Below are 25,520 nucleotides of genomic sequence, written 5' to 3'. Positions count from 1 at the left end.
ATGCCCCTCCTCGAAGTCAACAACCTCCAGATCGGCCTGCAGACGCAGCGCGGACCGGCCCAAGCCGTGCGCGGCATTTCGTTCTCGCTGGAGCGCGGCGAAACGCTGGGCATCGTCGGCGAATCGGGCTGCGGCAAGTCGATAACCGTGATGTCGCTCATGGGCCTGCTGCCCTCCAGCGCCAAGGTCACGGGCAGCATCAAGCTCGACGGGCAAGAGCTGGTCGGCCTGCCCGAAAAGCAGATGTGCCAGATCCGCGGCAACCGCATCGGCATGATCTTCCAGGAGCCGATGACGGCGCTGAACCCGGTGCACACCATCGCGCGCCAGGTCGGCGAGCCGCTGCAGCTGCACCGCGGCCTGACCAAGGCACAGGCACGCAAGGAAGCGCTGAGCCTGCTCGACCGCGTGGGCATTCCCGACGCGGCCTCGCGCCTGGACGCCTACCCGCACCAGTTCTCGGGCGGCCAGCGCCAGCGCATCGGCATTGCCATGGCGCTGGCCTGCGGCCCCGACCTGCTGATTGCCGACGAGCCCACCACCGCGCTCGACGTGACCATCCAGAAGCAGGTGCTCGACCTGATCCAGGGCCTGGTCAAGGAGATGGGCATGGCGCTGATCCTGATCTCGCACGACCTGGGCGTGATCGCCAACAGCGTGAAGCGCATGCTGGTGATGTACGGCGGCAGCGCCGTGGAAAGCGGCCCGACCGACACCGTGTTCGCCGGCCGCGCCCACCCCTACACGCGCGGCCTGTTCGCGGCGCGCCCGGCCATCGGCGCGGTGCGCGCGGGCCGGCTGCCGACCATTCGCGGCAGCGTGCCCGAGCTGGTCGACATGCCGCGCGGCTGCGCCTTCGCGGGCCGCTGCGCCCACACCATCGACCTGTGCCAGAGCACGCGGCCGCAAGCCACGCTGCTGCCCGACGACCACACGGTGCGCTGCCTGCGGCTCGGCGAAATCGCCGCGCTGAACGCCAAGGCCGCCGCCACCGCAGCCCTTACCGCATGAGCCAGCCCACCCCACCCGGCCAGCCCTTGCTGTCCGTGCACAACCTCTACCGCCACTACGCGCTGCCGCGCGAAAAACTCTTCGGCCCGCCGCCGACCGTGAAAGCGCTGAACGGCGTGAGCTTCGACGTGCAGGCCGGCCAGAGCGTGGGCATCGTCGGTGAATCGGGCTCGGGCAAGTCGACCATCGCGCGCCTGGTGATGGCGCTGGACACGCCGACTTCGGGCACCGTGTCGCTCGAAGGCCGCGACCTGCATGCGCTGTCCAAGGCCGACCTGCGCACCGCGCGGCGCGACTTCCAGATGGTGTTCCAGGACCCGTACGGTTCGCTCGACCCGCGCCAGACCGTGGCGCGCATCGTCGCCGAGCCGCTCGAAGCACTGGCCGAAACCAGCCGCGCCGAACAGCGCGAACGTGCATCCGAAGCGCTCGCCGCCGTGGGCCTGCGCACCACCGACATGGACAAGTACCCGCACGAGTTCTCGGGCGGGCAGCGCCAGCGCATCGCCATTGCGCGCGCCCTCATCACGCGGCCCAAGCTCATCGTGGCCGACGAGCCCGTGAGCGCGCTCGACGTGTCGGTGCAAGCGCAGGTGCTGAACTTGATGCAAGACCTGCAGCAGCAGTTCGGCGTCAGCTACCTGCTCATCAGCCACGACCTCGCGGTGGTGAACCACCTGTGCGATGAAGTGTGCGTGGTCTTCAAGGGCCGCATCGTGGAGCGCGGCCGCCCGGCCGACCTGTTCGCGCATGCGCAGCACGAGTACACCCGCACCCTGCTTTCCGCCGTGCTGCACACGCCTTCGCGCTGAGCGACGCGGCGCACGCTCTTTTCTTTTCCCACCTCTTTCTCCAGGAACTATCGAATGTTGAAGCGACGCACACTCATGACTTCCGCCATGGCCGCGGCAATCCCGGGTGTCTTCCTGCCCCAGGCGCGCGCGCAGGCCGGCAAGAACACGCTGACGATCGGCATGCCGCTCGAACCGCCGGGCCTGGACCCGACCACGGGCGCGGCATCGGCCATCGCGGAGATCACGCAGTACAACATCTTCGAGACGCTCACCAAGGTGAACGCCGACGGCTCCGTCACGCCGATGCTGGCCGAGAGCTGGTCGTCGTCGCCCGACATGAAGACCTTCGTCTTCAAGCTGCGCAAGGGCGTGAAGTTCGAGAACGGCCAGCCCTTCAACGCGGCGGTGGTGAAGTTCTCGTTCGACCGCGCGGGCGGCGCCAAGAGCACCAACAAGGACAAGCGCTTCTTCAGCGAAATCGGCACCGTGGTGCTCGACGAATACACGGTGGGCGTGAACAGCACGCTGCCCAACCCCGACCTGCCCTTCATGCTGGGCCAGTCGACCGCCTGCCTGGTCGAGCCCAAGAGCGCCGACACCAACGCCACCACGCCCGTGGGCACCGGCCCCTACAAGCTGAGCGCATGGCAGCGCGGCGCCTCGTGCACGCTGGTGAAGTCGCCGACCTACCGCGACCCGAACCTGGCGAAGATCCAGAAGTTCGTGTTCCGCTTCATGTCGGACACGGCCGCGCAGACCGCCTCGCTGATGGCCAGCGACATCGACATCTTCCCGCGCGCGGGCACGCGCTCGGTGGCGCAGTTCAAGGGCAACCCGCGCTTCCAAGTGATCGAGGTCGGCACGCGCGGCAAGGTCATCCTGACGATCAACAACCGCAAGAAGCCGCTGGACGACGTGCGCGTGCGCCGCGCCATCCTGGCGGCCATCGACCGCAACGCCATCATCCAGGGCGCTGCGGACGGCTTCGGCAAGCCCATCGGCAGCCACTACGCCATGGGCGCGCCGGGCTTCGTCGACACCACGTCGGTGAACCCTTTCGACATCGAGAAGGCCAGGAAGCTGCTGGCCGAAGCGGGCGTGAAGACGCCGCTCGAGTTGCGCCTGCAACTGCCCCCGCCCTCGTATGCACGCCAGGGCGGCGAGATGATCGCGGCGCAGCTGGCGCAGATCGGCATCAACGTGAAGATCCAGAACGTCGAGTGGGCGCAGTGGCTCAGCGGCACCTTCGGCGGCGCGCACGACTTCGACCTGACGATGGTGGCGCACGTGGAGCCCTTCGACCTGGTGAAGTACACCGAGCCCGACTACTACTGGGGCTACGACTCGAAGAAGTTCCGCGACCTGTTCGTCACCATCCAGAACGAAGAGAACAAGAAGCGCCGCGCCGACCTGCTGGCCGATGCGCAGCGCATGCTCGCCACCGACGCGGTCAACGGCTTCCTGTACCAGGCGGTGTTCCCGACCATCGCGCGCAAGGAAGTGAAGGGCCTGTGGCCGAGCATGCCGATCGTGGTGAACGACCTGGCCGCCATTTCGTGGGGTTGATGCAATGACCCAAGCCTTGTCTTCCAAGCCCCTGTATGCCCTGAGCGTGCAGGAACTGCACGCGGCCTACGCCACCAAGGAACTGTCGCCGGTGGAAGTGGCGCGCTCGGTGAACGAGCGCATTGCCGCCTGCGAACCCGCGCTGCACGCCACCTGGCTGTTCCGCCCCGAATTGGCGCTGGAGCAGGCCCGCGCCTGCGAAGCGCGCTGGCTGGCCGGCAAGCCGCGCGGCACGCTCGACGGCGTGCCCGTGACCATCAAGGACAACCTCGCGACCGAGGGCGACCCGATGCCGCTGGGCACCGCCGCCTATGCGCTCGTGCCCATGGCGCAAGACTCGCCGCCCGCCGCGCGCCTGAAGGAAGACGGCACGGTGCTGGTCGCCAAGACCACCATGCCCGACCTGGGCATGCTGTCGTCGGGCCTGTCGAGCTTTCATGAACTCTCGCGCAACCCGTGGGACGTGTCTCGCACGCCGGGCGGCTCCAGCGCGGGCGCCGGTGCGGCCGCCGCCGCCGGCTACGGGCCGCTGCACGTGGGCACCGACATCGGCGGCTCGCTGCGCCTGCCGGCCAGCTGGTGCGGCATCTACACGCTCAAGCCCAGTTTCGGCCGCATTCCGCTGAGCACGCCCTACATGGGCCGCTGCGCCGGACCGATGACGCGCACCGTGGCCGACTCGGCGCTGATGATGGCGTCGGTCGCGCAGCCCGACGACCGCGACTATTCGGAGCTGCCCGCTCCCGCCATCGACTGGAACGCCTTCGAGGTCGACCCGTCGTTCCTGAAGGGCAAGCGCGTGGCGCTGCACATGGACGCGGGCTGCGGCCTGCCGCTCGATGCGCAGATTGCGCAAGCCGTTCGCCGCGCCGCGAAACGCATCGAGGCGGCCGGTGCGCACATCGAAGAAATCCCGGCCTTCATGACGCCGAAGATGCTGCAGGGCATGGACCACTTCTGGCGCATGCGTTCGTGCCTCGACATGCAGGCCATGACGGCCGAGCAGCGCGCAAAAATTCTGCCGTACATCCGCGAATGGGCCGAGAGCGCGGCCGGTTTCTCGGGTGCGCACATCTTCGACGCCTACAGCCAGTTCATCGCCACGCGCGCGGCCACGGTTGCGGCCACCAAGGCGTATGACTTCGTGATCTCGCCGGTGTCGCCGAACATGCCCGCGCCCGCCGACCACGCCTCGCCCACCAACGACCCGATGCTGCCGCTGGAGCACATCGGCTTCACGGTGCCGTACAACATGTCGGAGCAGCCGGCCGCGTCGATCAACTGCGGCTACTCGGTCGAGGGCTTGCCCATCGGCTTGCAGATTGCCGGTCGCCGCTTCGACGACCTGGGCGTCCTGCAGTTCAGCCGCGCCTTCGAGCAGATCCGCGAAGAACAGCGCGCCTGGCCGGAACCCCAATAGACAAGGCGGCGTCCAACGACGCCGTTCGCAAGGAGACAACCCAATGACCGCAGCAACCCACTACATCGACGGCCGCCGCGTGGCGTCCGAAGGCAACGCCACCATCGACGTGATCGACCCGAGCGACGGCCAGAAATTCGGCGAGATCGCGCGCGGCACGGCCGCCGACATCGACACCGCCGTGCGCGCCGCGCGCCAGGCCATGGGCGAGAACTTCGACGGCCCCTGGGGCGCCATGACCGCGCTGCAACGCGGCCGGCTGCTGGCCAAGCTGGGCGCCGCCGTGATGGAACACCACGAAGAGCTGGCCCAGCTGGAGGCGCGCGACACCGGCAAGGCGCTGCGCGTGGCGCGCAACGACGCCACCGCGCTGGCCCGCTACATGGAGTACTACGCCGGCGCCTGCGACAAGCTGCACGGCGACACCCTGCCCTACGAGCGCGGCTACACCGTGCTGACCGTGCGCAACCCGCACGGCGTGACGGGCCACATCGTTCCCTGGAACTATCCGATGCAGATCGCGGGCCGCAGCGTGGGCGCCTCGCTGGCCGCGGGCAACGCCTGCGTGGTGAAGCCGGCCGAAGACGCCAGCCTGTCGTTGCTGCGGCTGGCAGAAATCGCGACCGAGGTGGGCTTTCCCGCCGGCGCGCTGAACGTGGTGACGGGCTACGGCAAGGAAGCCGGCGCGGCGCTGTGCGCGCACCCGGGCATCGACCACATTTCGTTCACCGGCTCGACCATGACCGGCCGCAGCGTGGGCCTGGCCGCCGCCGAGCGCCACTGCCCGGTGACGCTGGAGCTGGGCGGCAAGTCGCCGCAGATCGTGTTTGCCGACGCCGACCTCGACGCGGCCGAGCCGGTGCTGGTGAACGCCATCATCCAGAACGCGGGCCAGACCTGCTCGGCGGGCAGCCGCGTGCTGGTGGAGCAGTCGATCTATGAAGAGCTGGTGCAGCGGCTGGCCAAGCGCTTTGCCGCCGTGCGCGCGGGCACGCCCGCCGAAGACCTGGACATGGGCCCGCTCATCAACGAGAAGCAGTTTCGCCAGGTGCGCGACATGGTCGCCACCGCCGAGGCAAGCGGCATGAAGGTGGCGGCGCGCGGCACGGTGTCGCCCAATGCATCGGCCACCGGTTTCTACCAAGAGGCCGTGCTGTTTCGCGACGTGCCGCACGACAGCGACCTGGCGCAGCGCGAGGTTTTCGGCCCGGTGCTGGCGGTGATGCCTTTTGCCGACGAGGCCGAGGCGGTGCGCCTGGCCAACGGCACGGACTTCGGCCTGGTGGCCGGTGTGTGGACCCGCGACGGCGGGCGCCAGCTGCGCATGGCGCACAAGCTGCACTGCGGCCAGGTCTTCGTGAACAATTACGGTGCGGCGGGTGGTGTAGAACTGCCCTTCGGCGGCGTCAAATCGAGCGGCTTCGGCCGCGAGAAAGGCTTCGAGGCCCTGCTCGGTTTCACGACCCTCAAGACCATCGCAATCAAGCACGGATGACACCCACCCATGACCACCACTGAACAACAAAAACAAACCCCACGCAAAGTCGGCCTCGTCGGCGTCGGCCTGATGGGCCACGGCATTGCCAGCAACATCGTCAAGCACGGCCACCAGCTCACGGTGCTGGAGCACGCGGGCAACCAGCCGATCGACGGCCTGCTGAAGGCGGGCGCCACGTCGGTGAAGGACGTGGCCACGCTGGCCGCGCAGGTCGACGTGCTGATCTTGTGCGTCACGGGCACGCCGCAGGTCGAAGCGGTGATGCTGGGCGACGCCGGCGCGCTGAGCACGCTGCGCCCGGGCACGGTGGTGATCGACTGCTCGACGGCGGTGCCTGCTTCCACCGCCAAGGTGGCCGAGGCGGTGAGCGCCAAGGGCGGCAAGTTCATCGATGCGCCGATGACGCGCACGGCCAAGGAAGCGGCCGAGGGCCGGCTGAACCTGCTGGTGGGCGGCGATGCGGAGGTGCTGGCGTCGTGCCTGCCGCTGCTGCGCTGCTTTGCCGAGAACGTCACGCATGTGGGCGGCATCGGTGCCGGCCATGCGATGAAGTTGCTGCACAACTTCGTGTCGCTGGGGACGGTGGCGTTGCTGTGCGAGGCTGCAGCGTGCGCGCAGCGCGCGGGCGTGGCGCCCGATGTGTTCGTCGACGTGCTGGCCAAGGGCGGTGGCAATGGCGTGGCACTGGAACGCGTCAAGCCCAAGCTGCTGACGGGCAGCACCGATTCGCTGAAGTTCTCGATGGCGAACGCGAAGAAGGACCTGGGGTACTACAACGACATGGCGGAGCAGTCGTCTGCCGGGCATGGCATTGCGCTGGCTGTGGATGCGCTGCTGACGCAAGGGGTCGAGAAGTTTGGTGGGGACCGGATGGTGCTGGATCTGGTCGAGGCGCTGCGCTGAGTTTTCCGGTTCCTTCAGGGCGAGTGCACAGGACACCGGGTACTCCCCTCCGCGAATGTCCCCCGCTTCGCTCCTCCTTTATTTCGCTGCGGGGAGTACCCGGTGCCCTGCGCACGGTGAGTGCGGCTGTGGTGCTGAGGGTTTGACCGTTGTAGCGAACTGCAGATTGGCACGCGCGGGCGCTGCGCTGAACATTTGCGAGAGATCGGCACGGAACAAGCAAAACTCCGAAGGCCCGACATTGGCTACAGCCGACATGACACGACTGCGTTCAGTGTCGACTCCAGCCTGCGTGCTGACATTCCGGCGAATTGGTCGACCGACATGTGTCAATCCTGAGCAGCCGGCTGAGCATGTCCAGGGACTTGCCTGAAAGCAGGTGCTTGGCATGAGGGTGCTCTTCGTGCTGGTGGTTGCTCCTGCGTCCTCTTTCAGGCGGGGATCTCACTCACCATGGGACCATCGGCGCCAATGGCTGAAAACCGATAGAAGCGAGCTGCCGTTCCGAGGTGGCGGAATTTTTGCCGCGCAAGCTGTAGAAGCTTCTCATCGCAGGTCGAAATGACGAACTGCCGCGCGTCCTCTGGAGAGCTTTGCAGTCCCGAAACCAAGTCGAGCAACGCGTATGTATTCAGGTCATCGAAGTGCGTCACGGGGTCGTCCATCATGATGGATGAGAAGCCCGACCAAGTCTGTGAACTGCAAGCCGTGAGGAACAAGCCGAGAACTAGAGTCTGCACTTGCGACTGGCTGAAGTAGTCTGTCGGACGGAGCTCTACGCCTTTGCGCCGGACTCGAATCCCGATAGCAGTACCGTTGCTGGATACCTCGATGTCGCCGAAGCCATAGACGGGCCGAAGTCGCTGCTGAATCACCGCAGTGCGCGGCCCATACTCGTTGATGAAGTGCTCTGTCGCAAACCCCTGCTGATCTTCCAGCAATTTCGCAACATCTTCAAAGTACTTCACCCAGGGCTCGTGTTGCACGACCACTGCGTCCGCCTCCCCAGCCAGCTTCTGGCTGGCTGCGATTCGGCTCCGAAGGTTCTCAAAGGCTGCTGAGGTAGCGGCGGTATCCACCGCGACTTCAACCTCTGAAACTCGGTTACGAAGGCTGGCGGCATTGGCTTCCCGCGTTATCGCCGCCTGAAGATGTCTCAGAAGCTCGTCCTCAGTCGCGGCGCTGCCGAAACTCGAAGCACTCAGAGCGGCAAGCTCCTGCTGCACCGCAGTCTGGCACGTGTTCCAAGCTGCCGTTGCCTGCCGCTGATTCGTTCGTGCCGTAACAAGATTCGCTTTGGCGGTCGCATCGATAGGCTTGCGTGATTCCAACGCAATGCTACTTTCTTGCACTGCAGCGCTTGCCTGCACAACCTGTGCTTCTGCTTCTTGGTGCCTTTGCTTCAGTGCGACTTGTCCAAGTTCAAGGCTTATCGCTCCGCGGCGCGCCTCTGCAAGCAAGTCATTGAGCTGACGCTTGGCCACTTCAAGCGCTAAAGCTGCGGCGTTGCGCTCACGTTCGAGGTTCTGCCCGTCAGTCGCGACATCCTCCAAAATCTTGTCGGCAGCGGCAAGAGCTTTCTTGGCCTCGGCGAAGGCCTGTGAAGCTGCCTGCTCGGCAGCCAGCAACTGTTCCTTCTTTTGAGCGAACGGCTCGGACACATCGCCGGTTCTTGCAAAACCCAGCTCCTCCAACGAGTCTTCAATATCCGACCGCTGCAGCTCCAATTGAGCACGTTCGTCTCGGGTCAAACGAAGCTTTTGCTCGTCCTGCGCGAGCTGGTCCAACGTCCCCTGATGCAAAGCAACCTGCGCTTGTAACTTGCTCTTCTCTATGCCTAACGATTCACTCAGGCGAACCACTAGGTCGCCATGCTCCATGCGCCTGTCGATTGCAGCCAGAAGCGCCTCTTCGCTTCCGTGGTTATGTCCGCAGAGAATGCATGTCGCTCCATCGATATGCGTGCGCATCTCTGCAATTAGTTTCTTTAGTGATGAGTCGCTGCTCCTTGCTGTGCTCCACTCTCGCTCCACGCGTGCGATCAGAAGCTCCTGTGCGAGCACGGTTTGCTGTATCTCGCCGACTTGCAGTCGTTTCGATTCAATTGAGCGATTCAACTCGCCCTCGTACGCTATCGCGGCGAGAAGCCGTGGCACAGAGAGCTGCCAAACGGCGTACCGATTGTGAATGCTGCGGACGCGAAGACTCGATTCGCACGCTGCTGTGAGAACAGCCTGAAGGCGCTGGACGGTCACTGAAGCCAATTGCTGTGCGCTCAGCGCTGCTGCCTGGGCCTGCACCTGTTGCCCCAACTTAACTTCCAGCCCCGTCAGACCATCCGTCAGCGTATGAAATTCCGCCGACAGGCGCGCATGTTCAGGCTGTTTCCAGATGGCCCAGCGCAGCCAATCCCGCGCGTTCTGAGCACTTTGTTCTGCAACCTTCTTCCCGGCCAAGTCACTTGCTAGTGCAGCTAGGTTTTCTGCGGACGTCTTGGCTGCCTCTTCCGTATTTGTGGTCTCGCGAGTCCGTTCCTCAAGACGAGCGCGCAGCGGTTCGAGTTTCTCCTTCAAGTCTTTGAGCTTGCCGACGCGGTCGAGCGCGTCCGTCGCAGCGGCCTTCCTCGCTGCGGCCTCAACCGCTGCGGCATCCAGCATCGCTCGCACCCCCCCGCGTGTCTCGGACCTCGATGCCAGAAATTTCGAAGCCAGCCGAGGTGATAGCCTGCTTAAGCTCTTTGAAGCGGGCATCAAGCTGGTCAGGTGAAGCCTCAGCTGTTGCAAGTCCCTCCAGACGCGCAAGCTCCTTGGCTTCCGTCTCAACGACCTGTCGCGCATCGCTCGCTCGTTTCTTCGCCTGTGTGATTCGCTGACGTGCCAGCTTCAGAACCTCGTTGGTCTTCTTCACTCCACCGACGTAATCCTCAAAAGCCAGCATGCGCGAGACAATGTCCGCCGGTAGTTCGCACTTCTCGGCCACATCTTGTGTTAACTCCTGGCTGTCCTGACTAAAAAGATGAGTTGCGCGGAACACCGCCACCATGTTCTCAAGGCGGTCCGCCGAGGATGACTCGCCCCCAGTCAACAGACTCAGGACATCCTTTCGATTGGTCAACCGTCCATCGACGTGAGCATTGCTCGGGTCAGCGAGGGTTCTTGTAACTACGTATGGCTTGCCGTCTCGCTCAAGAGTGAGCGAAACCACGGTTGGCTCCTCTCCGCTATCGAGGTGCTTTGCAGCCTTAGCGAAGCCTGCACTGGCCTTGTTAAGGCGTCTGACGCCTCCGGTTGCTGCGAAATCGACCGCATCGAAGAAGGATGTTTTTCCGAAGCCGTTGGGCCCGTAGAGCACAGTAACCGCTGTCCCCAGCGTAAACTCTTTCTTGGTTCGATAGGCACGGAAGTTCTGAATGGAGATTGACTTGAGCGTTGCATGAGCTCGCTCTTCTGCTCCTTGACCCTGTGCGTCTGCCGTGGACCCGTCGACCTTGTGCGGTTGGCCGTACTGGCCAGCGAGGCTCGCATCAAGAATTGACTCGGCGCTCAGGCGCGCTGGCAACACCAAGGCCGACGCTAGTGCGGCCTTCATGCTCCGCTGAGAGAGCAGTGTCTGGGCTGACGGTGGACGCGTGGGGGCACCAGAAACAGGAGAAAGCGGGAGGAACGGCAAGCGGGCTAAGCTGGCGTGCAGGTCCCGCTCCAATTGAACGACATACTTCCTACAGAAGTAAACATCGACCTCGACTCGGGAACAGAATTCTTCGTGAACGGACACGCCGTCCGGCAGACAGAAGACGAAAGAAACATCCTTCGCCGACCACTCTGCGCTGCGCTTCATGTAGTGCTTCTTGAACGCATCGTAGAGCGGCTCGTAGTCGGCCTCCTCTCCAATTGCGAATGCCGTCACCGCGTGATCACGCAACATCAGAAGAACTGGCAGACGCTCCTCTCTAAGTGCTACTTCGACGAATTCAGCCCCGTTCATCTGCTTCAAAAGTACCTCTCGAAGCTTGGACGAAAGAATCTTTGTCTCAGGAGATTGCAGCATCAATTGCCCCTCTCAATGCTGCTTCGTTGGCAGCTTCTTGATATGCCCGGAGAAAATCTTGGAAGCCAATCTGAATAACCGCGCTCCTTGGATCTGTGATGTTGACCTCCGACTTCTTCTCTGCGCCCTGATCGAGGAATCGTCCAAACCTCGGGTTCCAAGATGTGTTTTCTTCATCTCGACTCACCACAAGCAGTTGCCCTCGATGCACGAGTGCCTGGCTGGCAATGTGCTCGTTGCATTCCTCGTGGCTCCGACCACTCACAGCAACGACCTCAATGCCAATGTCGCCACGGAATATCGAAGCGTGCGGACCCAGTGCATGGAATTGCGTCGGGTATTGCGCCACATCCAGGATTGAAAACGTGTTTAAGACATGTTTGACCGCGTTACCTTGTTTCTTTTCCCACTCATCCGCGCAGGCCTTGGTGCCAGGACTTGCTATCAAAATCGCTCTGCTCAGCGCTGGTGATGGCAGCCATCGCAACACGTCAACTGACCGCTGATGCGCAATGCCAACTGCGCCTGCCAAGGGCCATGTCGGGAACTTCACCGCTAGTGACTTCTGAGGGTCATCCAGTTCGTCGTTCACCCACTTTACGGCCGCTGGAACGAGCCTCGCGGGTGCTCGCGGGTCGTTGGTCCCAGGAAATGGGTGAACGGCCGCGTCGGCAAGCGCGAACCGTTTCCCCGCTGCTCCAGCCGGAAGGGCCCCTGGATTGAGTTGACGAAACGAGTGGATGCACGCTCCTCGCTCGCGAAACACAGCGTCACGATAGTTCTCCAGCGGATTACCTGGCCTCTGGATCGGACCTCCACCACAGAATGTGGGCAAGCTCTCCGCCTTCTGGAACTTTCCGGTCGCGAAGATAACGGCCGAACGACCATATTGCGCAGCACCGCCAGGAACGGCGTTTCCAGCTACGTTCGCCATGACTAGACATGTGTCCTCGCGCAGCACACCTGGGAAATCCACAGCGCTGAAGAACGGCTGTACTTGGGCCATGAACGAGGTATGCGAGGGTTCTGGATTGCACTGCGCCACGAACAGCCAAGTCAACGGCAGTTGTGCCTGGTTCACGCTCGCGGCTTGCTCGATATCCCGAAGCAGCCATTCCCAGATGCGACGCTCATCGCGGACCCCAATCCAGTCAAAGCAGATGAGAGTAGCGAATTGGTAGGGAGCATGCGTGTCTGCGTAAGTCCCCCTAAACCTAAAGATCGAGCGACCTTTGAACATGCGCTCATTGGGAACGTTCAGCTCGACACCAGCCGGCTCGATTTTGGGCTGAATCCAGGAACGCACATCACCGGCGCCGACCTTTGCCCATGTGACGCAGCAATTCACCCAGTGATCCTCATGGAGTCGTGTCAACGAGTTCCCGTCGTGGTCGTATGTGGTTCCCGGTCGACCAACAAGTTCAGTGAACTGAGCAGGCGTGAGTCCCTCAAAACCACCAATGACCACCGTGCCAGCCGGCCAACTGTCCGCAGTCATCGCTGCGTTGATCCGGTCGAACCCTTCGAGCCCTGGCAATGTGCATTCAGGAAAAACGGTGAAGTGCGTCTTTTCTGCACCATGGTCGGTGTTGAGCGCGATTGCGAGCGTTGCATCGATGCCGGCAAGGGCGCCGTCGCGAAACTTCGGCAGAAGCGGAAAGGGCTCCACGTTGGAGAACTTGACATACGGCTGCGCGATGACCATGCCTACCTCGGAGCGGGGAAACCGCAAGCCAAGCCGACCGAGGTCGACCTCAATGATGCGCACCATACAAAAATCTCCTGCCTCTTTTTTGGCGATTTTGACACACACCGTAACAAACGATATCCGCATTCTGGCTGGAGGCCCATAGTGACCGTTGCAAAGACTTTGAGTCGGATCTTGTGTCCTGAAGGGGCTGCCGGCCTGCTTGGCTGATCAAGAGGTTGACTTGAAGCTAAAACGTGGCCCTTGCAGAGTTGGAGGATTTCGGCCGCCCATGAGCGAGCCGCTTTTGGCCGACCCCGGCAATTTGCAGCGGATGCATCAACGAAGCGTCCCTCCGCAAAGCGGATGCTCGCATAGTCTGTCGACTATCAGCATAGAGCGCATAGCTGCCACTGAGAGCCGCCTCACAAACGACTTCAAACGAGCCGAACTCACTCCATCGCGACGGCCTCGACCATCGTGCCCGAAAGTATCCCGTTGCCCAGGCCGGCCCGCGAAATCCGCGGCCCGCAGACCGCCCGCTAACTGCCGGCCTCAGCCGTCCCACGCCGCGCCTTCTCGTTCAACTGAAACAACTCCCCCGCCTCCCGCGCCAGCTTCGCCGCAAGCCAAAGCAGGTTGTCCAATTGCCGGGGCCCATCCCCGGTGCACCAGTCGATGCCTTCCCCGTGGCTGACCCACAGCAGGGCTTCGAGGTGGGCGAGTGTGTTTTCGAGGAGGTCCGCCGGGTCTTGGTGGGCGGTTCCATCGGGGGATACCGGCGTGCGGGGCCGGGCTATAGTCTTGGTAGCCATTTTTGTGCGCTCCTTTAGAGGTGGTTGCACGTCTTTGGTTAGACGGCCGGGGTGCTAGTAACACCCTGGCGTCGCCTTTGATACCTCGCATTCGCATCGCTGCTTTCGCACCGACAACCTGCCGCGAGGCAAGCAGCCTTCAAACATTCAGTGGTGGGTGTTGTGTGTGTAGCGCCTTCCGTGTCCCCTTGTTGGGGTTTTGAGTGGCAGGGGCAACCACTGTAGAGAAGAGCGCAACGTGGTGCCGGTTTCGTGCCGCACGAAGTCCCGACGAGCGCCAACAAATGCAGCTTCGGCAACGCAACGCGCCGCGCGCAAAGCCTCACGCGCGTCATGCCGCGCCAGTCACCAACGGCGCTGAGCGCTCACGTCGATGGGGTGTCTTGCGCAGCGAAATAAAGGAGGAGCGAAGCGGGGGACATTCGCGGAGCAAGGCACCCCGTCGGCGTGGGCGTCGCCCCGAATGACCCCGATCCCGAGCCCGGCCCTAAGCCAGGCGCTTAAGGCATCCCCCGCGCCAACAAATGATCGACCAACCGCCGCTGCGGAAAACTCAGCGCCTCCTGCCGTGTACACAAATACATGCGCCGTGAAGCCCAGGCGTCGGTCAAATTGATGAAGCGCAACTTCATCTCCTTGCGGTACGTCACCGCCGCCCCCTCGGGCAAGATGCCGACGCCCATGCCCGCCTCGATCATCCGGCACACCGCCTCGAAGCTCTTCACGCGCACACGCAAACGCAGCACCTTGCGCGCGCTCATCGCCGCGTCTTCCATCGTGCGGGAAATGGCCGAGTCGTCTTCGAGCCCCACGAAGTCGAAGTCGAGCAGCTCCTCGAACGACACGTCCCGCCCGCGCCACGGGTGCTTCTGCCGCACGATCGCCACGAGGCGGTCGGTGCGGTAGGGAATGAAGTTGAGCGCCGGGTCGGCCGCCTCGCTGGTGATCACGCCCACGTCGGCCTGCCGGTCGCGAATGGCCTGCACGATGTAGACGCTGCGGTGCTCCTCCACGCTCACGCGAATCTCGGGGTAGCGCTGGCGAAAGCTCGCCACGTCGTCGGGCAAGAACTGGCCCATGGCCGACGCATTGGCGTGCAGCCGCACGCGGCCGGTGGCGCCCTGCGCGTAGTCCGACAGGTCGGCCCGCATGCGGTCGACGTCGCGCAGGATCTGGCGCGCATGCATGGCCAGCGACTCGCCCGCGCCCGTGGGCGTCACGCCCTTCGACGTGCGGTTGAGCAGCGCGACACCCAGGTGCCCTTCCAGGATGGCGAGCCGGCGGCTGGCGGCCGACAGCACCATGTGGCTCTCGGCGGCGGCCTTCGACAGGCTGCCGTGCTCAATGGCGCGCAGGAAAAGCGCCAGCGAATCGAGGTCGGGTCTCATCGGGTTCTCGTCGGGTTCTCTGGTCGTTCAGCGGGGCCGCCATTGTGGGGCCAGCGCGGCGCCGCGCGCCCGCCGAAACCCTTTCGGCCGAATGCGGCTGAAAAAGACAAATCTTCCGGAATAGGGGCTGGGTTGCCCAAACGAAGAAGCACTTTCCGCGCGTGCGGCACAAGAATCGTTGCTGTCTCGCCGCCTACCCCGGCGAGGCGTTTCGCGGGCCGGCACCCTACCGGGGCCATGTCCGCATTCCACGAGTCCTACCCGGAGTCTTTTTTCAGTCATGGCAACCCACGAACTGGCCAGCGTAGCGCTGGACGACAAATACACGGCCACCGAAGGCCGGATCTACCTCAGCGGCATCCAGGCACTGGTGCGCCTCATGCTCGTGCAGAAATGGCGCGACCAGCAGGCCGGCCTGAACACCGCGGGCTTCGTCTCGGGCTACCGCGGCTCGCCGCTGGGCGGCCTGGACGAAGCATTGTGGAAGGCGCAGCCGCAGCTCGAAGCCAACGCCGTCAAGTTCTTGCCGGGCGTGAACGAAGAGCTGGCCGCCACCGCCGTGTGGGGCACGCAGCAAGTACACCTGACGGGCGAGAGCGCGGTCGACGGCGTGTTTGCCATGTGGTACGGCAAGGCGCCCGGCGTGGACCGCTGCGGCGACGTTTTCAAGCACATGAGCCACGCGGGCACCTCGCCGCACGGCGGCATCCTGCTGGTGGCGGGCGACGACCACGGCGCGTCTTCGTCCACGCTGCCCAACCAGAGCGACCACCTGTTCGCGGCTTCGATGATCCCGATGCTCTACCCGCAGAGCGTGGAGGAATACATCGAGCTGGGGCTGCACGGCTTCGCGATGTCGCGCTTTGCCGGGCTGCCGGTGGGTTTCAAGGCGCTGGCGGACACGGTGGAGTCGTCGGGCTCCATCGCGGCCGGCGCGCTCGACGTGCACACGCGCCTGCCCTCGGACTTCGTGTTTCCGCCCGGCGGCGTGCATGCGCGGCTGTCGACCGACACGCTCGGCGTGCAGGCGCGCAAGCAGGAAGCGCTGATGCAGGACTACAAGATCTACGCGGCCATCGCCTATGCGCGCGCCAACCGGCTGAACCGCGTGACCATCGATTCGCCCAAAGCACGGCTGGGCATCGTGGCGTCGGGCAAGTCGTACCGCGACGTGCTCGAGGCGCTGGAAGAACTGGGCATCGACGCGGACGAGGCGGCGCGCATCGGCATCCGGCTGTTCAAGGTGTCGATGCCGTGGCCGCTGGAGCCCGATTCGATCCGCGAGTTCGCCGAAGGGCTCGAAGAGATCCTGGTGGTCGAGGAGAAGCGCCAGATCGTCGAATACCAGCTCAAGGAGCACCTGTACAACTGGCGAGAAAACGTGCGCCCGCGCGTGATCGGCAAGTTCAACGAAGAAGGCGAATGGGGCGCGCACCCGCGCGGCCAATGGCTGCTGCCGGCCACGGCGGACTTCTCGGTGGCGCAGATCGCGCGGGTGATCGCGGGGCGCGTGGCGCGCTTTCACACCAGCGACCGCATCCGCATGCGGCTGGCGATTCTCGACGCGAAGGACGTGGTGCTCGGCAAGGCCGTGGCCACGCCGTCGCGGCCGGCCTGGTATTGCTCGGGCTGCCCGCACAACACCTCGACCAAGGTGCCCGAAGGCAGCCTGGCGCTGGCCGGCATCGGCTGCCACGTGATGGCCACGGCCATCTACCCCGAGCACAACAAGACCACCACGCACATGGGCGGCGAAGGCGCGCCGTGGCTGGGGCAGGCGTGGTTCTCCAAGCGCAAGCACGTGTTCGCGAACCTGGGCGACGGCACGTACTACCACTCGGGCTCGCTGGCCATTCGCGCGGCGGTGGCGGCGGGGGTGAACATCACCTACAAGATCCTCTACAACGACGCGGTGGCCATGACGGGCGGCCAGCCGGTCGACGGGCCCATCACCGTGCCGCGCATCGCGCACCAGATGGCGGCCGAGGGCGTGAAGCGCCTGGCGCTGGTGGCCGAAGACCCGACGCGCTGGGCCGACCGCGGCGTGCTGCCGCCCGAGCGCGACGGCTTCGTGCTCACCGTGCACCACCGCGACGACATGGACACGGTGCAGCGCGAGCTGCGCGAGTTCGAGGGCGTGTCCGTGCTCATCTACGACCAGGTGTGCGCGGCCGAAAAGCGCCGCCGCCGCAAGAAGGGCGAGTTCCCGCAGGCCGCGCGCCGCGTGTTCATCAACGACGCGGTGTGCGAAGGCTGCGGCGACTGCGGCGAGCAGTCGAACTGCACCGCGCTGCTGCCGAAGCAAACTGAGTTGGGCCTGAAGCGCAGCGTGGACCAGAGCGCGTGCAATGCCGACGAGTCGTGCATCAAGGGCTTCTGCCCGAGCTTCGTGACGGTGGAAGGCGTCAAGCCGCGCAAGCAGGCGCCGGTGGCCGCGAAGGCCGCGGCCGAAGAGCCGCCGCTGCCCGCGCCGCCGCAGCTGGCGCTCGACGGCATGCACAACATCCTGATCACGGGCATCGGCGGCACGGGCGTCATCACCATCGGCGCGCTGATCGGCATGGCGGCGCACCTCGAAGGCAAAGGCGTGAGCGTGCTCGACATGACGGGCATGTCGCAGAAGAACGGCTCGGTGACCTCGCACGTGCGCATTGCACGCGACGCGGCGCAACTGAAGGCGCAGCGCATTCCCACCGGCGAGGCCGACCTGATCCTGGGCTGCGACATGCTGACGGCCGGCGCGCCCGACGCCATCGCGCGCATGCGGCCGGGGCGCACCTACGCGCTGGTCAACACCTTCGAGCAGCCGACCGGGCATTTCGCGCAGCAGCCCGACTGGGCGTTTCCGGCGACGCAGGTGCGCGCGCTGATCGAGGAATCGGTCGAGGGCCGCGCCGATTTCATCGACGCCACGCAACTGGCGACGCGGCTCATGGGCGACGCCATCGCGGCCAACCTGTTTCTGCTGGGCTTTGCGTTCCAGAAGGGCTTTGTGCCGCTGTCTTCAGAGGCGCTGGACAAGGCCATCGAGATCAACGGCGTGGCGGTCAAGGCCAACCAGGCGGCGTTCCGCTGGGGCCGCAAGGCGGCGCTCGACCTGGCGGCCGTGACGCGCGAGGCCTCGCCGCAGCAGGTCGTGGCGCTGCAGCGGCCGCAGAGCTTCGAGGCGCTGGTGAAGGACCGCACGGCGTTCCTCACCTCGTACCAGAACGCGGCCTATGCGCAGCGCTACGCCGAGCTGGTCGAGCGCGTGCGCGTGCTCGAACAGCGCGCGCACGGCAGCACCGTGCTGGCGAAGGCGGTGGCGTCCGGCCTGTTCAAGCTCATGGCCTACAAGGACGAGTACGAGGTGGCGCGGCTGTACACCGACAAGTGCTTCATGGAAAAGCTGAGCGAGCAGTTCGAAGGCAAGCCCGTGCTGCGCTTCAACCTCGCGCCGCCGGTGCTGGGCCGCCGCGACGCCGAAGGGCGCGCGGTGAAGACCAGCTTCGGGCCGTGGATGATGAACGCGTTTCGCGTGCTCGCCAGGCTGCGCGGCCTGCGCGGCACCGCGTTCGACGTGTTCGGGCGCACGGCCGAGCGGCGCATGGAGCGCCAACTGATCGACGACTACCGCGCGATGGTCGAGGACGTGCTCGCGCGCTTCGACCGCATCGACTTCGACACCGCGCTGTCGCTCGCGCGGCTGCCGGAGCAGATTCGCGGCTTCGGGCATGTGAAGGAAGAAAGCGTGGTGGCCGCGCGGGTGCGCTGGCAGGCGCTGGCCAGGCAACTGGACGCCGCGCCGCAACGCGAGAAGGCGCTCAGCGCTGCCGTGTCATGACGACGGGGCCATAGCGTCGGCGGGGAGCGGTGGCAGTTCGCCGTCGCCCCGCAGCCACGGCCGGTCGGCCATGGCGAGCAGTTCGCGGTCGCCACGGCTGTCGCCGTAGGCGTACATGGCGGCGGGCTGCTCGCCCGCGAGCCACTCGCGCAGGCGCCGCGTTTTTTCGGGGCCCCAGCAGTTGGCGGACGCCAGCCGGCCCGAGAAAAGGTCGCCGGAAAATTCGAGTTCGGTCGACAGCACGGCGTCAAAGCCGGCCTGCGCCGCCCAGGGCCGCAGGTAGATCGACGGCGACGCGCTGACCAGCACCAGCCGGTGGCCCAGCCGCTTGTGCGCCTGGACGCGCGCGAGCATTTCGGGACGGACCAGCGCCGGCAGTTCGCGGGCCGCGAAGTGCTGCGCGGCCTCTTCCAGTTCTTGCCGCGTCATGCCGCCGAGGGTGGCGGCCAGGAAATGCGCCTTGGCCACGCCACGATCGCAAGCCCCGGTCCACGCGCCCAGCAGCCATGGCGCCGAGCGCACCACGCCGGCTGCGAACCCGCCACGGCCGACCAGGCCGCCCACGAATTCGCGCAGGCTGTCGCAGGTGGTGATGGTGCCGTCGAAGTCGAAGGCGGCAAGGGTGGTGGGAGCGTCTGGCATCCGGAGGAGAGTGGCCTTGAAGGCGGCCTTGCTGGGGTACTGGCGTACCGGGTATCGGGGAGGCAAGTTTAGCGACGCAGGCTGACCAACCGGCCCCCAACGGGATCAAGGCAAAATTCTGCTCGCCGCGCCGGTCGGCCCTTGCCTCCCCTCATGCCGCCCACCACGCCAGAACAGCCCTTGCCCCCGCCACGCCCGCGCCTGCGTTCCCGCACCGTGGCCGCGTGGACGGCCGCTTGCGCGCTGGCGCTGCTGCTGATCGGGCTGGCCGCGCAGTGGGCCGCCATGCGCGAGGCGAACTTTCAGGCCGACTCGATCCGCCGCGCGATGGAAGTCCACGTGCTGGGCCTGCGCGATGCCGCCGGAAAATACAGCTACCTGCCCTTTACCGCCGGCATCCACCCCGAAGTGCTGGCCGCGCTCGCGCATCCGCAGGACGCCGCCGTGAAGCAGCGCGCCAACCTCTACATCGAGGAGGTGAACCGCCAGGCGGGCTCCGACGCGCTCTACCTCATCGACCTGAACGGCCTGACGCTGGCCGCCAGCAACTGGGCCACGCCGCAAAGCTTCGTGGGCGAGTCGTATGCCAACCGGCCCTACTTCATCGACGCGCGCGCGGGCCGCAGCGGGCTCTTCTACGGCGTGGGCCAGACCACCGGCGAGCCCGGGCTCTTCATCTCGGCGCCGATTCGCTCCGACGCGGGCGCGGTGCTGGGCGTGGTGACGGTCAAGGTCAGCCTGCGCCAGTTGCAGGAAGCCTGGACCTTCGTGCGCGACCCGATCTTGCTGACCGACGCGCGCGGCATCGTGTTTCTGAGCTCGGTGCCCTCGTGGCTCTACCAGACCACGCGCGCGCTGGGCGCCGCCGAAGTCGAGGGCGTGCGGCGCGACCAGCAGTACGGCGCGCGCACCGGGTTTCCGCTGCTGCCGTGGAAGGTCGAGCGCGACGAGGGCCAGCCGGGCTACCTGGTGCGCACCAACCTCGAGGGCAAGCCGCGCCGCTTCCTGGCGGTCGACGAGCCCCTGCCCGACCTGGGCTGGACGCTGACGGTGATGGCCGACCACGCCGAAGTCACCCGCGCGCGCGAACGCACCTGGATGCTGGGCCTGCTGGCCGCCGGCGTGCTGCTGCTGGGCGGGCTGTACTGGCAACTGCGCGAGCGCCGCTTCGCCGAGCAGCGCGACGCGCGCCGCGACCTGGAGCTGCGCGTGCGCGAGCGCACCCATGCGCTGGACGAGGCCCACGCCTTTCGCAAGGCGATGGAAGACTCGCTGCTGGTCGGCATGCGCGCACGCGACCTCGAAGGGCGCATCGTCTACGTCAACCCGGCCTTCTGCGAGATGACCGGCTACGACGCCGACGAACTGCTGGGCCGGCTGCCGCCCTACCCCTACTGGCACCCGTCGGACGTGACGGAGCACTGGCGCCACTACGAGGCCATGATGAGCGGCCAGCCCGCGCGCTCGGGCTTCGAGTCGCGGCTGCGGCACCGCGACGGGCACGAGGTGATCACCATGGTCTACACCGCGCCGCTGATCGATGCCGACGGCCGACACAGCGGCTGGATGAGCTCGGTGGTGGACATCACCGAGCAGAAGCGCGCCGAACTGCGCCAGCGCCAGAACGACGAGCAACTGCAGCACGCGCAGCGGCTCGCGAGCCTGGGCGAAATGGCTTCGACGCTGGCCCACGAGCTCAACCAGCCGCTGATGGCGCTGAGCAATTTCGCGAGCGCGGCCAAGGCCTTTGCCGAGCAGGGCAACCAGGCGCTGCTGGTGAGCAGCCTCGACGAGACCATGGCGCAGGCCCAGCGCAGCGCCGAGATCGTGCGGCGCATTCGCGGCTTCGTGCGCCAGCGCACCGTCGGCACCGAAGACTGCGCCGTGGCGGCGCTGGTGACGAACACGCTCGCGCTGCTGCAGGGCGAAATGCGCCAGCGCGGCGTGCGCGCCGAGGTGCGCGTGCCCGCCACTCTGCCCCCGGTGCGCGGCGACCGCGTGCTGCTGGAGCAGGTGCTGCTGAACCTGCTGTCCAACAGCCTGCAGGCCATGCAGTCCACACCGCCGGCGCAGCGCGTGGTGGAGATCGAGGCCGAGGTGGTCGACGCGCGCATGCGCATCCGCATCGCCGACCACGGCCCGGGCATCGACGCCGCGCTGGCCGAGCAGGTGTTCGCGCCCTTCTTCACCACCAAGGCCGGCGGGCTGGGACTGGGGCTGAACATCTGCCGCACCATCGTCGAGGCGCACCGGGGCGACCTCTTCTTTGCCGACCGGCCCGGCGGTGGCACAGTCTTCACACTCGTGCTGGAAATTTCTTCGACGCCATGAACGCTCTTGCCAACAACCTGTGCATCGTGGACGACGACGAGGCCGTGCGCCGCTCGCTGGGCCTGCTGCTGCTGTCGCGCGGCTATGCGGTGCAGACCTTCGAGTCGGGCGAGGCCTTCCTGGCCGGCGCCGACCTGCAGCGCGCGGGCTGCGCGATCCTGGACCTGCGCATGGACGGCATGAGCGGCCTGCAGGTGTTCGACGCGCTGCGCGCGCAAGACAGCCCGCTGGTGGTGATCTTCCTGTCAGGCCACGGCGACATTCCGATGGCGGTCGAGGCGGTGCAGAACGGCGCCTTCGGCTGGCTCGAAAAGCCCTGCAACGACGAACGCCTGCTCGACAGCATCGCCCGCGCGCTCCAGCAGGCCGGCGAGAACGCCGTGCGCCGCCAGGCCCGGCAGGCCGCGCAGGCGCTGTGGGACAAGCTCACGCCGCGCGAGATGCAGGTGGCGCGGCTGGTGGCCGAAGGCAAGCCGAACAAGCAGATCGCGCTGGAGCTGGCGCCGCTGGAGCAGCGCACGGTGGAAACGCACCGGGCGCACGTGTTCGCGAAGCTGGGGCTGTCGAACAGCCACCAGCTCGACCGGTTCCTGCGGGAGCACGGGCTGTAGCCGGTCGGACGATTCAGTCGGCTCGCGACCGGTAGAGCCCGGCGTGCGCCATCGTGTATTCGCGCAGCGGCCCCGCCTTGGCCTGCGCGGCCTTGAAGTGCTCGGGCGCCTTGACGTAGGCGTGAACGGATTTCGCGGCGCCGGCTTGTGCTTGTTCTTCGCCTGAAACGCTTTCCACGTCGATCAGCACGCGGCGGTAGCCGTCCGACTCGGTCACCCGTTCAAGAACGTCCATGGCGGCCAGCGTGGCGTCGTCCACCTCGAAGAGCTGGCCCACCACCCGCTCGCCTTCGCCGGCCGAAAAAACGAGCCATGGCGAGAACCGCTCCCCGACCAGGTACAGCGGATAGCGCGCCACCGTGACGAAATTCCCCGGGACCCGGGTCCCGCGATTGGTCGCGAAATTCGGGTAGCCCTCTTTCAGGGTTCCGAACACGAAGACGAGGTTTGGCATGACGCGAATCTGTGGGCGGTGGAAGGCCACGAGCGTATGCGAAATCCGCCGGGGCGACCGGTGCCGTGGTCTTGACTTCCGGAAATCACGCAACATATTATGTTGCATGAAAAAGGAAACCGCCTGATGCCCCCTCCCGTCGATACACAAGCCGTGGCCCGCTTCACCGAAGGGCCGCCAAGATTCATCCCCGGCTACGAAGGCATGCAGCGCATGGCGACGCTGCTGCTTGCCGAGCGCGCGCCGGAAGATGCGCGCGTGCTGGTTCTGGGCGCCGGTGGCGGGCTGGAGCTGAAGACGTTTGCGCAGGCGCATCCGGGCTGGGCGTTCGACGGCGTCGATCCGGCGCCCGACATGCTGCGGCTGGCCGAACAGGTGCTGGGGCCGCTCGCCTCGCGCGTGAGGCTGCACCAGGGCTATATCGACGACGCGCCGCCCGGGCCCTTCGATGCCGCCACCTGCCTCCTGACGCTGCACTACCTGCCGCCCGAAGAAAGGCGGCGCACCGTGGCCGAGGTCCATCGCCGCCTCAAGCCGGGGGCGCCTTTCGTGGTCGCGCATTTCAGCGTTCCGCAGGGTGAAGGCGAGCGCGCGCTCTGGCTGTCGCGCTACACCGCCTTCGTGCTCGCCTCCGGCGTGCCCCCCGACGGCGCGGCGAACGCGCGCGCGGCCATCGACACCAAGCTGGCCGTTCTCACACCGGCGCAGGACGAAGCGATCCTGCGCGACGCGGGCTTCTCGAACGTCAGCCTGTTCTATGCGGGCTTCACATTCCGGGGCTGGGTGGCTACGCCTGACGCACCGCATGGGACTTTAGTCCGATGCGCCGCGCGATCTAGCTGCCTAGGATCGCGGCTTTTCATCGCCCGAAGGCCGCTCCATGCCCCCGCGTTTTCTCTTGCGCACGCGCGCCCGCGCGCTGTTCGCCGTGCTCGGCCATGGCGCCGCCGTGTTGCGCGGCAAGGTCGCCAAGGCGGGGCTGCTGATGCTCATGGGCGCCGCGCTTGCGAGTTGCGGCGGCGGTGGTGGTGGCAGCAGCAGCGGCGGCATTCCGCTCCTGCCGGTCGTCGCGTCGCCCGCGCCGCGGCCTCAGCCGCCCGAGGCGCACGAGCCGCCCACACCACCTGTGCCGTCCGCGCCGGACCCCATCGCCGCCAGCTACCCGGTCGGCGGCACCGTCACGGGCGTGCGGGGCAGCGGACTGGTGCTGCAGAACAACGCCGGCGACGACCTGCCCATTGCCGCCAATGGCGCGTTCCGCTTCACCGCGCCCGTGGCCGGCGGCGCCGGCTATGCGGTCACGGTCAAGACCCAGCCGCTGTTCCTGGAGCAGACATGCACCGTGAGCCAGGGCAACGGCACGATGGGTTCGGCGGCCGTCACCTCGGTGGCCGTGAACTGCACGTCAGCCGCCGCGCCGGCACGCTTTGCCTATGTGGCCAATCTTCTTTCCGACAGCGTGTCGGCCTTCACCATCGATGCGAACTCGGGGGCGCTGGGTTTTTCGGCAGTGCCGTCGGCCACGACGGAACGCCTTCCCAACTCCCTGGCCGTGGACCCGACGGGGCGCTTCGTCTATGTGGCGAACCAGGGCGCCAACAGCGTGTCGGCCTATGCCATCGATGCCGCCACCGGCGCCCTGAGCTCGCTGGGGGTGCCGACGGTCGCGACGCCGAGCAGTCCTCTTTTCCTCACCGTGGACCCCCTGGGCCGCTTCGTGTACGTGCTGAGCCCGACCACCAGCACCCTGTCGGTCCACGACATCGACAGTCACACGGGAGCGCTGAGCCTGTCGTCGTCGATCGGCGCCACCGGGTATGCCACCGCGCTGGCCGTGGACCCCACGGGGCGCTTTGCCTATCTCTTGAGCCAGGCCGACAACACCGTGCGGTGCTACGCGATCGACACGGGCACGGGCGCATTCAGCCCGCTGCCGGTGCCGGCCGTCGCGGCACAGATCCAGCCCGAGGCCATCGCCATGGACCCCGCGGGGCGCTTCGTCTATGTGACGAACAGGGCCTCCCGCACCGTGTCGGCCTACACCATCGACACGGCCACCGGGGTGCCGAGCTCGGCGGCGGGGCCGGCGGTCGCGACGGGGGACACGCCGGCTTCCCTGGCCGTCGACCCCACGGGGCGCTTCGTCTATGTGGGGAACCTGCTTTCCGACACGGTGGCGCGCTATGCCATCGATGCGGCCACGGGCGCCCTGAGCGTGTCGGGAACGCCGGTGGCGGTGACGGCTCCGCGCTCGGTGGCCGTGGACCCCACGGGGCGTTTCATCTACGTGGCGAACTGGACTTCCCACACCCTGTCGAGCTACGCCCTGGATGCGGACACGGGGGCGATGGGCGCGTCGCCGGTGTCGACCATTGCGACGGGAAACACGCCGCAACAGGTCGCGCTCGCGAAGTAACTGAAGACTTTCTAGGTATTTACCCTTGCGTACCGATACGTAGCCGGCCGGCGGGCGGCTACGGACGACAGCGCGGCGGGGGGCGGACAGACTCGCCGGAACGGCTCCGCGCGG

At 66.2% G+C, this 25,520-nt stretch carries 17 protein-coding genes and 1 pseudogene; 11 read left to right on the top strand and 7 right to left on the bottom strand.

What is annotated here, in order from left to right:
• The 6 genes from BMG07_RS01295 to BMG07_RS01270 are packed head-to-tail and all read left to right on the top strand — an operon-like array spanning position 1 to position 7,192.
• The gene (locus BMG07_RS01295) at positions 1 to 1,011 is read left to right on the top strand and encodes an ABC transporter ATP-binding protein (RefSeq protein ID WP_198082829.1); all 1,011 of its coding nucleotides are present in this window, start codon (positions 1 to 3) and stop codon (positions 1,009 to 1,011) included.
• The gene (locus BMG07_RS01290) at positions 1,008 to 1,823 is read left to right on the top strand and encodes an ATP-binding cassette domain-containing protein (RefSeq protein WP_198082828.1); all 816 of its coding nucleotides are present in this window, start codon (positions 1,008 to 1,010) and stop codon (positions 1,821 to 1,823) included. Before BMG07_RS01295 ends, BMG07_RS01290 begins: the two co-directional genes overlap by 4 nt.
• 54 nt (positions 1,824 to 1,877) lie before the next feature.
• Positions 1,878 to 3,371, top strand: coding sequence for an ABC transporter substrate-binding protein (locus tag BMG07_RS01285; RefSeq protein ID WP_198082827.1), 1,494 nt, complete (start codon positions 1,878 to 1,880; stop codon positions 3,369 to 3,371).
• Positions 3,372 to 3,387: 16 nt separating this feature from the next.
• On the top strand, positions 3,388 to 4,791 hold the full coding sequence (locus BMG07_RS01280) for an amidase (RefSeq protein ID WP_269758518.1): 1,404 nt from the start codon (positions 3,388 to 3,390) through the stop codon (positions 4,789 to 4,791).
• Between the two features lie 43 nt (positions 4,792 to 4,834).
• A complete protein-coding gene (locus BMG07_RS01275) occupies positions 4,835 to 6,286 on the top strand; it encodes an aldehyde dehydrogenase family protein (RefSeq protein ID WP_198082825.1) in 1,452 nt (483 codons plus the stop codon).
• Between the two features lie 9 nt (positions 6,287 to 6,295).
• On the top strand, positions 6,296 to 7,192 hold the full coding sequence (locus tag BMG07_RS01270; RefSeq protein WP_198082824.1) for an NAD(P)-dependent oxidoreductase: 897 nt from the start codon (positions 6,296 to 6,298) through the stop codon (positions 7,190 to 7,192).
• Positions 7,193 to 7,623: 431 nt separating this feature from the next.
• Here the strand turns inward: BMG07_RS01270 and BMG07_RS01265 are convergent, their stop codons facing one another.
• The 5 genes from BMG07_RS01265 to BMG07_RS01245 form a co-directional block, all read right to left on the bottom strand.
• Positions 7,624 to 9,849 (bottom strand): hypothetical protein, encoded by a 2,226-nt coding sequence (locus BMG07_RS01265; protein ID WP_198082823.1) that lies wholly within the window; start codon positions 9,847 to 9,849, stop codon positions 7,624 to 7,626.
• On the bottom strand, positions 9,827 to 11,176 hold the full coding sequence (locus BMG07_RS01260; protein ID WP_269758528.1) for an ABC-three component system middle component 1: 1,350 nt from the start codon (positions 11,174 to 11,176) through the stop codon (positions 9,827 to 9,829). Before BMG07_RS01260 ends, BMG07_RS01265 begins: the two co-directional genes overlap by 23 nt.
• Before the next feature lie 46 nt (positions 11,177 to 11,222).
• Positions 11,223 to 13,010 carry a hypothetical protein gene (locus tag BMG07_RS01255; protein WP_198082821.1) on the bottom strand — a complete coding sequence of 596 codons (1,788 nt, stop codon included), beginning with the start codon at positions 13,008 to 13,010 and terminating at the stop codon, positions 11,223 to 11,225.
• 458 nt (positions 13,011 to 13,468) lie between these two features.
• Positions 13,469 to 13,741 carry a hypothetical protein gene (locus BMG07_RS01250; protein WP_198082820.1) on the bottom strand — a complete coding sequence of 91 codons (273 nt, stop codon included), beginning with the start codon at positions 13,739 to 13,741 and terminating at the stop codon, positions 13,469 to 13,471.
• Positions 13,742 to 14,241: 500 nt separating this feature from the next.
• Positions 14,242 to 15,129, bottom strand: a complete 888-nt coding sequence (locus BMG07_RS01245; protein WP_198082819.1) for a LysR family transcriptional regulator — start codon at positions 15,127 to 15,129, stop codon at positions 14,242 to 14,244.
• Positions 15,130 to 15,409: 280 nt separating this feature from the next.
• Here BMG07_RS01245 and BMG07_RS01240 point away from each other — a divergent pair, with 280 nt between their 5' ends.
• Positions 15,410 to 18,952 carry an indolepyruvate ferredoxin oxidoreductase family protein gene (locus BMG07_RS01240; RefSeq protein ID WP_198082818.1) on the top strand — a complete coding sequence of 1,181 codons (3,543 nt, stop codon included), beginning with the start codon at positions 15,410 to 15,412 and terminating at the stop codon, positions 18,950 to 18,952.
• On the opposite strand, the gene BMG07_RS01235 is transcribed toward BMG07_RS01240, so the two are convergent.
• Positions 18,947 to 19,594 (bottom strand): HAD family phosphatase, encoded by a 648-nt coding sequence (locus BMG07_RS01235; RefSeq protein ID WP_198082817.1) that lies wholly within the window; start codon positions 19,592 to 19,594, stop codon positions 18,947 to 18,949. The two genes, BMG07_RS01240 and BMG07_RS01235, sit on opposite strands and share 6 nt — an antisense overlap.
• A 153-nt stretch (positions 19,595 to 19,747) precedes the next feature.
• Here BMG07_RS01235 and BMG07_RS01230 point away from each other — a divergent pair, with 153 nt between their 5' ends.
• Both BMG07_RS01230 and BMG07_RS01225 read left to right on the top strand, forming a co-directional pair.
• Complete coding sequence (locus tag BMG07_RS01230) at positions 19,748 to 21,925, top strand: ATP-binding protein (RefSeq protein WP_198082856.1); 2,178 nt, start codon at positions 19,748 to 19,750, stop codon at positions 21,923 to 21,925.
• Positions 21,922 to 22,536, top strand: a complete 615-nt coding sequence (locus BMG07_RS01225; RefSeq protein ID WP_198082816.1) for a response regulator transcription factor — start codon at positions 21,922 to 21,924, stop codon at positions 22,534 to 22,536. The genes BMG07_RS01230 and BMG07_RS01225 overlap by 4 nt, the downstream gene beginning before the upstream one ends.
• Before the next feature lie 13 nt (positions 22,537 to 22,549).
• Here BMG07_RS01225 and BMG07_RS41245 read toward each other — a convergent pair whose 3' ends face one another.
• Positions 22,550 to 22,990 (bottom strand): gamma-glutamylcyclotransferase, encoded by a 441-nt coding sequence (locus BMG07_RS41245; RefSeq protein WP_269758527.1) that lies wholly within the window; start codon positions 22,988 to 22,990, stop codon positions 22,550 to 22,552.
• A gap of 99 nt (positions 22,991 to 23,089) precedes the next feature.
• Between BMG07_RS41245 and BMG07_RS01220 the strand changes: the two are divergent.
• A pseudogene (locus BMG07_RS01220) lies at positions 23,090 to 23,680 on the top strand (class I SAM-dependent methyltransferase); the annotation flags it as partial.
• A 190-nt stretch (positions 23,681 to 23,870) separates the two neighbouring features.
• The gene (locus tag BMG07_RS01215) at positions 23,871 to 25,406 is read left to right on the top strand and encodes a beta-propeller fold lactonase family protein (protein WP_198082815.1); all 1,536 of its coding nucleotides are present in this window, start codon (positions 23,871 to 23,873) and stop codon (positions 25,404 to 25,406) included.
• The last annotated feature ends 114 nt before the right edge of the window (positions 25,407 to 25,520 follow it).

This window comes from Variovorax sp. E3, assembly GCF_016082275.1.
Taxonomy (GTDB): Bacteria; Pseudomonadota; Gammaproteobacteria; order Burkholderiales; family Burkholderiaceae_C; genus Variovorax.
The sequence above is the reverse complement of the archived record's forward strand: the minus strand, read 5'-3'. Positions and strand labels throughout refer to the sequence as shown.